Here is a 10293-nt window from a genome sequence, read left to right as displayed (position 1 = left end):
CATGCCCCATATGTACGAAACCGATGGTGCCACCATCTATGTGAACTCTTTCGCCACCATCCGGGCCGAGGCCGAACTGGCACGCTTCACGCCCGAGGAAGAGGTGGTGGTGGTGCGCATGATCCATGCGGTCGGCATGGTGGGGCTGGAACGCCATGTCCGCTTTACCCCCGGCATGGCGATTGCCGCCCGCGCCGCACTGGAAGCGGGCGCGCCGATCCTGTGCGACGCCCGGATGGTCAGCGAAGGCATCACCCGCCCGCGCCTGCCCGCCAACAATCAGGTGATCTGCACGCTGCACGATCCTTCGGTGCCAGAACTGGCGCGACAGTTGGGTAATACCCGCTCCGCCGCCGCGGTGGAATTGTGGCGTCCGCATCTGGCGGGCAGCATTGTCGCCATCGGCAATGCGCCCACCGCGCTGTTCCATCTGCTGAACATGCTGGAAGACCCGGCCTGCCCGCGCCCCGCCGCCATCATCGGCTGCCCCGTGGGCTTTATCGGGGCGGCAGAAAGCAAGGCCGCGCTGATGCAGGATGCCCCCTGCCCGGCAGTCATCGTCGAGGGGCGGCTGGGCGGCAGCGCCATCACCGTGGCGGCGGTGAACGCGCTTGCCAGCCGGAAGGAGTGACCATGGCCCGCATTCTCTGCGCAGGGCTCGGCCCCGGCGATCCCGATCTGATGTCTGTCCGGGCCGATCGCGCCGTGCGGGCGGCAACGCAGATCGCCTATTTCCGCAAACCCGGGCGGCGCGGCCAGGCCCGCGCCATCGTCGAAACCCTGTTGCGCCCCGATGCGCAGGAATTCGCGATGGAATATCCGGTCACGACCGAACTGCCCTTCGACAGCCCCGCCTATAATGACGCGCTGGCCCGGTTCTATGATGATTGGGCCGACCGGCTGGCCGCTCTGCCCGGCGAAGTGGTCGTGCTGTGTGAAGGCGATCCCTTCTTCTATGGCAGTTTCATGCATCTCTACACCCGGTTGAAAGACCGTGTGGCGGTGGAGGTGATCCCCGGCATCACCGGGATGGCGGGCTGCTGGCATGCCACGGGCACACCGATCACCTGGGGCGATGATGTGCTGTCGGTGCTGATGGGCACCCTGCCCGAGGAAGATCTGGTCCGCCACATGCGCGCGGCTGACGCGCTGGCGGTGATGAAAACCGGCCGCAACCTGCCCAAGGTGCGCCGGGCTCTCGCCACTGCCGGGCGGCTGCAGGATGCCTGGCTGATCGAACGCGGCACCATGCCCGGCCAACGTATCGCAAGGCTGGCCGAAGTTGACGCCGCCGATTGTCCCTATTTCGCCATCGTCATCGTCCATGGCCATGGCCGCCGCCCGGAGATCGCGGAATGACCGGCTCCGTCACCATCGTGGGCCTTGGCCCGGGCGATGCCGCAAAGGTCACGCCCGAAGTGACCGCGGCCATCGACCGCGCCACGGATATCGTCGGCTATATCCCCTATGTCGCCCGCATCGCCCCGCGCGACGGGCTGACGCTGCATGCCAGCGACAACCGGGTGGAACTGGACCGCGCAACCCATGCGCTGGAGATGGCCGCAGCAGGGCGGCAGGTGGTCGTGGTCTCCTCGGGTGATCCGGGGGTATTTGCCATGGCCAGCGCGGTGTTCGAGGCGCTGGAGGCCCGGCCCGATTTCCTGCACCTGCCCGTCAGCGTGCTGCCCGGCATCACCGCCATGCTGGCCGCCGCCGCCGCCGCAGGCGCACCTTTGGGCCATGATTTCTGCGCCATCAACCTGTCCGACAATCTCAAGCCCTTCGCGCTGGTCGAACGGCGGCTGCGGCTGGCGGCACAGGCGGATTTCGCGATGGCCTTCTACAATCCGCGCTCCAGCTCGCGCCCGCACCAATTCGCCCGGGTGCTGGAGATCCTGCGCGAGGAATGTGAACCCGGCCGCCTGATCATCTTTGCCCGCGCGGTTTCCACCCCGGATCAACAGTTGCGCTGCGTGACACTCTCTGACGCCACCGACGACATGGCCGATATGCGCACCGTGGTGCTGGTCGGCAATTCCGCGACACGGCGGATCGGCCCGCATGTCTATACGCCCAGGTCCGCCTGATGCCTTTATCGTGGCCGAAATATCCGGGGCGGAGCCTCCGGGGCGAAGCCCCGGAACGGCGACCTGAAAGGGGCGCGGCCGCAGGCCGCTCCGCCAGATCAGCGTCCAAGCCAGCTCAAGACCTGCGGTATTTCGGCAAAGACCTGCCGGGGCGGCAGGGTTGGGCGGTCAATCAGGATGACGGGCAGGCCCAGATCACGGGCGGCCAGCAGCTTGGCCTCGGCCCCGCTGCCGCCGGCATTCTTGGCCACCACATGGCTGATGCGATGATCGCGCAGCAGCGCCAGATCGCCGGCATGATCGAAAGGCCCGCGCGCCACGACAGTGCTGCAATCCGGCAGCGGCAGTTCACCCGGCGGATCGACCAGCCGCAGCAGATAGTGATTGCCGGGCCTTGCCGCGAAATCGGCCAGATGCAGCTTGCCAATGGCCAGAAACACCCGGGCACCAGATTCGGGCAAGGCCGCCACGGCGCCTGCCATATCGCGGACAGGGTGCCAGTCATCCCCCGGGCCGGGCGCCCAGGGCGCGCGCTCCAGACCGGCCAGTGCCACCCCTGTGGCCGCGCAGGCGGCAATCGCATTGCGGCTCATCTGCGCGGCAAAGGGATGGGTCGCGTCGACCACATGGCTGATCCGTTCGGTGCGCAGCCAATCGGCCAGGCCGTCGGCCCCGCCAAAGCCCCCCACCCGCATCGGCAGGGGCTGGGGCAGCGGGGCTTCGGTCCGGCCCGCATAGGAAAACACCGCATCCATCCCCAGATCGGCAATGGCGCGTGCCATCCGGCTGGCCTCGGTGGTGCCGCCCAGCAGCAGGATGCGTGTCATGTCTGAACCCTGGCTCCATATCCTTGGTCTGGGCGAAGATGGACCGGAGGGCCTTGGCTCTGCAAGCCGCGCCGCGCTGGACCGGGCCGAAATCATCTTTGGCGGCCCGCGCCATCTGGCTCTGGTCGGGGCGGGAGATCGGGGGCGCGCCTGGCCCGTGCCGTTTTCCACTGCGCCGGTGCTGGCACAACGCGGGCGGCGCTGTGTGGTGCTGGCCTCGGGCGATCCGTTCTGGCATGGCGCGGGCGGCAGCCTGCTGTCCGATCTGACGACTGGCGAATGGGTCAGCCATCCCGCGCCCTCCAGCTTTCAGCTGGCCTGCAATCGGCTGGGTTGGCGGATGGAAGAGGTGCTGTGCCTTGGCCTGCATGCCGCGCCCTTTGCCCGGCTGCGCCCCCTGCTGCATCGGGGGGCGCGGGCCCTGGTCACGCTGCGCGACGGTGCGGCGGCAGCGGAACTGGCAGATTGGCTGGCGGCAAATGGCCATGGATCGGCGCAGATCACCCTGCTGGAACGTCTGGGCGGACCGCACGAACGCATCCGCGCTTTGCCAACCGATGCCGCGGCCGATACACCGGCCGCGCCGCTGCTGGCGGCCATCACCGCCCGGGATCCCGGCCTGCCGCGCGCCAGCGGGTTGCCCGATGATCTGTTTGCCCATGATGGCCAGATCACCAAACGCCCGATCCGGGCGCTGACCCTGTCGGCACTGGCCCCGCGCGCGGGCGAACATCTTTGGGATCTGGGCGCGGGGTCGGGGTCGATCTCGGTCGAATGGGCCCTGGCGGGCGGCACATCCAGCGCGGTGGAGACGCGGGCCGACCGTCTGCCCAATATCCGCGCCAATGCCGAAGCCTTCGGCCTTGCCCATCGCCTCGCGGCCCATCACGGCGATCACGCCGCGCTGCTGCCCGGCCTGCCCCGGCCCGATGCGGTGTTCATCGGCGGCGGCCTCAGCCCCGATCTGATCCTGCGTCTGTGGGACATGCTGGCCCCCGGCACAAGGCTGGTCGCCAATGCCGTGACACTGGAAAACGAGGCAACCCTCTATGCCGCCCAGGCACAGCACGGCGGCAGCCTTTTGCGCATCGATCTGGCGCAAAGCGGGCAGCTTGGCCGCTTCCGCGACTGGCAGGCCGCGCGCCCCGTGGTTCAATGGAGCGTGACGCGATGATCATTGCCGGAATCGGACTGCGCGCCACCGCCACCACCGCCGACCTGCAGGCCGCACTTGCAGGCAGCGGGGCCGCGCGTCTGGCCACGCCCGCCGACAAGGCACAGCACCCGGCCTTTGCCGGGCTGGCACTGCCACTGGTGGCGGTGCCCCTGATCGCCCTTGCCGATCAGCCTGCCCAAACCGAAAGCCCGCGCCAGCCTGCCCGCTATGGCCGCCATTCGGTGGCCGAATGTGCCGCCCTTGCCGCCGCAGGCCCCGGCGCCACCCTGATCCAACCCCGCCGCATCGCCGCGCAAGGCCGCGTGACGCTGGCACTTGCGCTTGCAAAGGAAAGCCCATGACCGTTCATTTCATCGGCGCAGGCCCCGGGGCCGCCGATCTCATCACCCTGCGGGGGCGTGACCTGATCGCCGCCTGCCCGGTCTGTCTTTATGCCGGATCGCTGGTGCCGCAGGCGCTGCTGCAATATTGCCCGCCCGGTGCGCGGATCGTGAACACGGCACCGCTGAGCTTGGATGAGATCATGGCCGAAATCTCGGCTGCCCATGCGGCGGGGCAGGATGTCGCGCGGCTGCATTCGGGCGATCTGTCGGTCTGGTCGGCCATGGGCGAACAGTTGCGCCGCTTGCGGGCGCTTGGCATTCCCTATGATGTGACCCCCGGCGTGCCCAGCTTTGCCGCCGCCGCCGCCGCCCTTGGCGCAGAACTCACGCTGCCCGGCGTGGCGCAATCGGTGATCCTGACCCGGACCTCGGGCCGCGCCTCGGCCATGCCAGAAGGCGAAACGCTGGAGAATTTCGCCCGCACCGGCGCGGTTCTGGCGATCCATCTGTCGATCCATGTGCTGGAGGATGTGGTCCAGACCCTGACCCCGCATTATGGCGCGGATTGCCCGGTGGCGGTGGTCTGGCGCGCAAGCTGGCCCGATCAGCGCATCATTCGGGCCACGCTGGCCACGCTGGAAACCGCCGTCGGGGCCGAATTGGAGCGGACTGCGCTGATCCTTGTCGGGCCGTCGATCGGGGCCGAGGAGTTTGACGAAAGCCGGCTTTATGCGGGCGATTATGACCGCCGCTATCGCCCCGTCGGCACTGACCCGCGCTTTCCCGAAACCGCATGACGACGCCCGGGCTCATCATCTCGGCCCCCGCTTCGGGCACCGGCAAGACGACGGTGACCCTTGGCCTGCTCGCGGCCTTTCGTGCGGCGGGTCTGGCGGTGCAGCCATTCAAGAGCGGGCCGGATTACATTGATCCGGCCTTTCACAGCGCCGCCAGCGGCCGGGCCTCGGTCAATCTGGACAGTTGGGCCATGGCCGCGCCGCGCATCGGCCAGCTGATCGCCGATCAACCGCCCGCCGATCTGATCTTGGCGGAAGGATCAATGGGCCTGTGTGATGGCGTGGCCAACCCCGGCGAAGCAGGCATCGGGGCCAGCGCCGATCTGGCAGAGCTGACCGGCTGGCCGGTGGTGCTGGTGCTGGATACATCGGGTCAGGCGCAATCGGCCACGGCCACGGCGCTTGGATTTGCCGCGATGCGGCCGAACATAACCATTGCCGGGGTGATCCTGAACCGCGTGGCCTCACCCCGGCACGAGACGCTGATCCGCGACGGCATGGCCCGGCATGGTGTTGCCGTTCTGGGCGCACTGCCGCGCCGCGCCAGTATCGAACTGCCCGAACGCCATCTGGGGTTGGTGCAGGCCGGTGAAACCGAAAACCTGTCGCGCATTCTGGCGGAGGCTGGCCGCTTTGTCGCGGATCATTGCGATCTGGCCGCGATCCGCGCGACGGCGGCATCCGCCCCGGCATTGCCCGTGCAAACCTGCAGGATGCCCCCGCCCGGCCAGCGCATCGCCCTGGCGCAGGATGCGGCCTTTTCGTTCATTTACCCGCATCTTCTGGCCGATTGGCAGGCGCAGGGGGCGGAAATCCTGCCCTTTTCACCATTGGGCGATCAGGGCCCCGATGACAGCGCCGATTGCTGCTGGCTTCCGGGCGGCTATCCCGAACTGCATGCGGGCGCCCTCGCCGCAGCCACGCAGTTCCGGCGCCGAATACAGGCCTTTGCAACCCGCCGCCCGGTGCATGGCGAATGTGGCGGCTACATGGCCATGGGGGCAGCCTTGGTGGATGCCAAGGGGGTGGCGCATGAAATGGCGGGGCTGCTCGGGCTTGTCACCTCCTATGAAAAGCGGCGCATGCATCTGGGCTATCGTCTGGCCAGCCTGACGGCCCCGCTGCCCGGTTTTGCCCCCGGGGCACAATTGCGCGGGCATGAATTTCACTACTCGACCATTCTGGCCCAACCCGATATGCCGCTGGCCACCGTGCTGGATGCCTCGGGCGCGGCGGTGCCGGAGACCGGCTCGCGGCGCGGGCTGGCCAGCGGCACCTATTTCCACCTGATCGGGCAGAAAACATGACGACCGGCTTTGTTTCCTTTGTGTCCTCTGGCCCCGGCGATCCCGAATTGCTGACGGTCAAGGCGGTGAACCGCCTGCAGGCCGCCGATGTCGTGCTGTATGACGATCTGTCTTCGGGTCCGATCCTTGATCTGGCGCGGGCGGGGGCCGATCTGGTGTCGGTCGGCAAACGGGCGGGCCGGCCTTCGGCCCGGCAGGATCATGTGAACCAATTGCTGCTGGATTACGCCCGGACCGGCGCAAGGGTGGTGCGGCTGAAATCCGGCGATGCCGGGATTTTCGGGCGGCTGGAAGAGGAAACCACCACACTGGATGCCGAAGGGATCGGTTACGAGATCATTCCCGGTGTCACCTCGGCCTCGGCGGCGGCGGCGGCGGCGCAGATCCCTCTGACCCGCCGCCTGACCGCGCGGCGCGTGCAGTTCCTGACCGGGGCCGATGTGTCGGGCGGCCTGCCCCCCGATCTGAACTGGCAGGCGCTGGCCGATCCGGGGGCAACGACGGTGATCTATATGGGCAAGCGCACCTTCCCCGCGCTGGCCGCCGAACTGATGGCGCGCGGCCTGTCGCCCGACACGCCCGCCCTGCTGGCCCATGGGGTCACGACATCGGATCAGCAGATCGAGCGGTTCACCATCGCCACGCTGGCCAGCCATCTGGCCGGAACGACCAGCACGGCACCCGCGCTGATCTTCTACGGGCCGCTGGCCCCCTGACGCGCCCCTGATCGGTGACACCGTTCACGGCGGCACTGGATTTGCGCCGCCGGATGTGATCGGTGGGGGCAAAGACAGCACCGACCTGCCCGGCCCCGCTAAGGGCCGGTGCCGCAGCTTGACAGGAGAGACCGATGCCGCAGGACCGTTCGTTCCGCTTTACCCATGCCATCACCCGCAAGCCCGCCGGCTCGATCATCCGGGGCCTGCGCGCGGTGGATACCGGCAGCCCCGATCTGGCACTGATGCAGGCCCATCACGCCGCCTATATCGCCACCTTGCGCGAAACCGGCGCCACGGTGATCGAACTGGACGCGCTTGAGGCCTATCCCGACAGCGTGTTTGTCGAGGATACCGCGCTTTGCCTGCCGTCAGGTGCCGTGATCATGCGCCCCGGTGCGCCTTCGCGTCTGGGTGAAGCCGCCGAGATGGCCCCGCATCTGGCGGCGCTTTACGGCGACATTCGCACCATTTCGGGCGAGGCCAGCTTCATCGAGGGCGGCGACATCCTGATGACCGAAACGGAAATCCTCGTCGGTCGGTCGGCCCGCACCAATGCCGCGGGCATTGCCGAACTGGCCGCCCTGACCGCCGATTGGGGCGAAGTGGTGCGCGAAGTGCACACGCCCCCCGGTGTGCTGCATTTCAAGACCGACTGTTCGCTGCTGGATTCCGAAACCATCTTGTCCACCACCCGCCTGTCAGCCTCGGGCTGTTTTGCAGGCTACCGGGTGATTGACGTGGCCGAAGGCGAAGAGGCCGCTGCCAACACGATCCGTTTCAACGATCTGGTGCTGATGCCCGCCGGCTTCCCGCGCACCCGCGACGCGATTCTGGCGGCGGGCTATACCGTGCGCGAAATCGGCAATTCCGAATGTGCCAAGCTGGATGGCGGCATGTCCTGCCTGTCCTTGCGCTTTACCCCGCGCGCCTAAGGCATCAGCACCGCCGCCCGTTCGAATGTGGCGCTGTCGGCGGTGCCGTCGTCATAGACAACCATCACATCCACCCGCGCCACCGAGCCCGGCGGCAATCGGGTATAGGGCAGGCGATCGGTGGCCATGGCATTGGGTTGGGCTGTGCCCTCTTGGCAGGGATCCATCGGCCAATCCTGCAAGGGGCCGCCATTCACGCTGAACATCACCTGCGACAGCCCGCAGCGCCAGCTTTCCAGATGGGTGAAATAGACCAGATCCTCGCCCTGCCATTCGCGCAGCGCGATCCAGTTGCCGCGCGTGGCCTGCAGGATCGGCTTTACCTCGGCTGCGGTGGTGAAATTCTGCGCATGCGCCGCAGGGGCAACCATCAGCGCGGCAAGCAGAAGAAGCGTGCGTATCATCCTGAAATTCCTTGTCTTGTTAACTCTTTCACTGCCCCACATTCCCCGCTATGGTCGGGGCAAAAGGGCAAGGCAGGCCACCCCATCATGTCAAAGGTTCCGCCCTCCGGGCAATCGTTCAATATTCTGGCCATCCTGCAGGGCGGGCGTCTGGCCTACGAAGCCGTGCTTCTGGCCGCATCGCTGCGCCACACCAATCCGGGGTTTCGCGGCAGGCTGTATCTGGCCGAACCCCAGCCCGGCCCGCGCTGGACGCAAGACCCAAGGCTGACCGATCAGCCGACCCGCGATCTGCTGGAACATCTGGGCGCGAAGATAATCCCGTTTGAAAACAAAGTGTTCGGCGAACATTACCCCTATGGCAACAAGATCGAAGCGATCACCGCGCTGCCCGAGGAACCCTTTCTGTTTCTGGACACCGACACGCTGATCACCGGCGATTTCGCCACGGTCGGCTTTGATTTCAGCCGCCCTTCGGCCTCCATGCGGCGCGAAGGCACATGGCCGGAGATCGAGCTTTACGGGCCGGGCTATGCCGCGATCTGGAAATCGCTGTATGATCGCTTCGGGCTGGACTTCGAAAGCACGCTCGATCTGGGCCAGCCCGACGAATACTGGCAACGCTATCTCTATTTCAACGCGGGCTGGTTCTTCCATGAAAGCCCCCGCGCCTTTGGCAGCCGTTTCCTGGATTATGCGCGCGAGATCCGCAACAACCGCCCCGAGGAACTGGTCTGCCAGACGCTGGACCCCTGGCTGGATCAGGTGGCGCTGCCTCTGGTCATCCATTCCTTCGGCGGTGGTCGGCCTGGCCCCGAACTGGCGGGGCTGGATGGCGATGTCACCTGCCATTACCGCAGCCTGAGCCTGCTTTATGCCAAGGAAAGCGATCTGGCCGTGAAGGTGCTGGAGGAAGTCTGCGCCCCGCAGCCGGTGAAGCGCATCCTGAAGGAACATGAACCCTTCAAGCGGCTGGTCTACCAGCCCAAGGGGGCCAAGGCGCGGGCGCTGTTTGATCGCGCCGATCTGCCCCGGCGCGAACAGATCATCCGCAATACGCTGAAGCGCGAAGGGTATTGGTTCCGCTGATCACATCCGCAGAACCGGCAAGAGCGACGCGACCAGCGCCGCCGCCATGGTCCAGTTGAACGCCCGCAGCCGCGCCGGATTGGTCAGCCAGCGCCGCATGCCCTGCCCCATCATCGCCCAAAGGCTGACGGTGGGCAGGTTCACCAGCGTAAAGACAACCGCCACCAGACCCAGCGACCACAAGCTTCGATCCGCCGCATAGAGCGCGATGGCCCCCAGGGCCATAGTCCAGGCCTTGGGGTTGACCCATTGGAAGGCCGCAGCCTGCACAAAGGTCATGGGCCTGCCCGCCTCTGCCGCGGCCTCGGGCGCGCTGGCATGGGCGATTTTCCAGGCCAGCCACAGCATGTAGGCCACCGACACGACCTTCAGCACCAGCCCGGTGGCCGGCAGTGCCAGCATCGCCCCCACCACGCCCAGACCCATGACAAAGCACATCAGGCCAAAGCCAAAGGAAATGCCCATCATGTGCGGGATGGTGCGGCGAAAGCCGAAATTGGCCCCCGAGGCCATCAGCATCAGGTTATTTGGCCCCGGAGTGACCGAGGTGACGAAGGCAAAGCCCAGCAGGGCAAGAAGTGTTTCATATGTCATCATGTGCGCAATCCTGCGCCGGGATGCGCGCATTCGG

General features: G+C 66.9%; 13 protein-coding genes. 10 read left to right on the top strand and 3 right to left on the bottom strand.

Annotated elements, in window-relative coordinates:
• The first annotated feature begins 1 nt into the window (after nt 1).
• From V6590_RS05430 to cobJ, 3 genes are read left to right on the top strand one after another with little or no spacing between them, the layout of a single operon-like run.
• Entirely contained in the window at nt 2-631 is a 630-nt protein-coding gene (locus V6590_RS05430; RefSeq protein ID WP_335420700.1) for a precorrin-8X methylmutase, read from the top strand.
• Nucleotides 632-633: 2 nt separating this feature from the next.
• The gene (locus V6590_RS05425) at nt 634-1359 is read left to right on the top strand and encodes a precorrin-2 C(20)-methyltransferase (RefSeq protein WP_335420697.1); all 726 of its coding nucleotides are present in this window, start codon (nt 634-636) and stop codon (nt 1357-1359) included.
• Nucleotides 1356-2087, top strand: coding sequence for a precorrin-3B C(17)-methyltransferase (gene cobJ / locus V6590_RS05420; protein ID WP_335420694.1), 732 nt, complete (start codon nt 1356-1358; stop codon nt 2085-2087). Before V6590_RS05425 ends, cobJ begins: the two co-directional genes overlap by 4 nt.
• A gap of 98 nt (nt 2088-2185) precedes the next feature.
• On the opposite strand, the gene V6590_RS05415 is transcribed toward cobJ, so the two are convergent.
• Nucleotides 2186-2914: a cobalt-precorrin-6A reductase gene (locus V6590_RS05415; protein ID WP_335420692.1), complete on the bottom strand. Its 729-nt coding sequence runs from the start codon at nt 2912-2914 to the stop codon at nt 2186-2188.
• Here V6590_RS05415 and cbiE point away from each other — a divergent pair.
• The 6 genes from cbiE (at nt 2913) to V6590_RS05385 (ending at nt 8169) form a co-directional block, all read left to right on the top strand.
• The gene (gene cbiE, locus V6590_RS05410; RefSeq protein ID WP_335420690.1) at nt 2913-4088 is read left to right on the top strand and encodes a precorrin-6y C5,15-methyltransferase (decarboxylating) subunit CbiE; all 1176 of its coding nucleotides are present in this window, start codon (nt 2913-2915) and stop codon (nt 4086-4088) included. The genes V6590_RS05415 and cbiE overlap by 2 nt on opposite strands.
• Nucleotides 4085-4432, top strand: coding sequence for a cobalamin biosynthesis protein (locus tag V6590_RS05405; protein ID WP_335420687.1), 348 nt, complete (start codon nt 4085-4087; stop codon nt 4430-4432). Before cbiE ends, V6590_RS05405 begins: the two co-directional genes overlap by 4 nt.
• On the top strand, nt 4429-5211 hold the full coding sequence (gene cobM / locus V6590_RS05400) for a precorrin-4 C(11)-methyltransferase (protein ID WP_335420685.1): 783 nt from the start codon (nt 4429-4431) through the stop codon (nt 5209-5211). Before V6590_RS05405 ends, cobM begins: the two co-directional genes overlap by 4 nt.
• A complete protein-coding gene (locus V6590_RS05395; protein WP_335420682.1) occupies nt 5208-6518 on the top strand; it encodes a cobyrinic acid a,c-diamide synthase CobB in 1311 nt (436 codons plus the stop codon). The genes cobM and V6590_RS05395 overlap by 4 nt, the downstream gene beginning before the upstream one ends.
• Nucleotides 6515-7234, top strand: a complete 720-nt coding sequence (cobA, locus tag V6590_RS05390) for a uroporphyrinogen-III C-methyltransferase (protein WP_335420677.1) — start codon at nt 6515-6517, stop codon at nt 7232-7234. The genes V6590_RS05395 and cobA overlap by 4 nt, the downstream gene beginning before the upstream one ends.
• A gap of 134 nt (nt 7235-7368) precedes the next feature.
• The gene (locus V6590_RS05385; RefSeq protein WP_335420674.1) at nt 7369-8169 is read left to right on the top strand and encodes a dimethylarginine dimethylaminohydrolase family protein; all 801 of its coding nucleotides are present in this window, start codon (nt 7369-7371) and stop codon (nt 8167-8169) included.
• Here the strand turns inward: V6590_RS05385 and V6590_RS05380 are convergent.
• Nucleotides 8166-8573, bottom strand: a complete 408-nt coding sequence (locus V6590_RS05380; protein ID WP_335420672.1) for a hypothetical protein — start codon at nt 8571-8573, stop codon at nt 8166-8168. The genes V6590_RS05385 and V6590_RS05380 overlap by 4 nt on opposite strands.
• 87 nt (nt 8574-8660) lie before the next feature.
• Between V6590_RS05380 and V6590_RS05375 the strand changes: the two genes are divergently transcribed.
• Entirely contained in the window at nt 8661-9662 is a 1002-nt protein-coding gene (locus V6590_RS05375) for a GT-B fold glycosyltransferase domain-containing protein (RefSeq protein WP_335420669.1), read from the top strand.
• Here the strand turns inward: V6590_RS05375 and V6590_RS05370 are convergent, their stop codons facing one another.
• A complete protein-coding gene (locus V6590_RS05370) occupies nt 9663-10256 on the bottom strand; it encodes a LysE family translocator (RefSeq protein ID WP_335420874.1) in 594 nt (197 codons plus the stop codon).
• Nucleotides 10257-10293: the final 37 nt, after the last annotated feature.

Source organism: Gemmobacter denitrificans (genome assembly GCF_036964905.1).
Taxonomy (GTDB): domain Bacteria; phylum Pseudomonadota; class Alphaproteobacteria; order Rhodobacterales; family Rhodobacteraceae; genus Gemmobacter; species Gemmobacter denitrificans.
The sequence above is the reverse complement of the archived record's forward strand: the minus strand, read 5'-3'. Positions and strand labels throughout refer to the sequence as shown.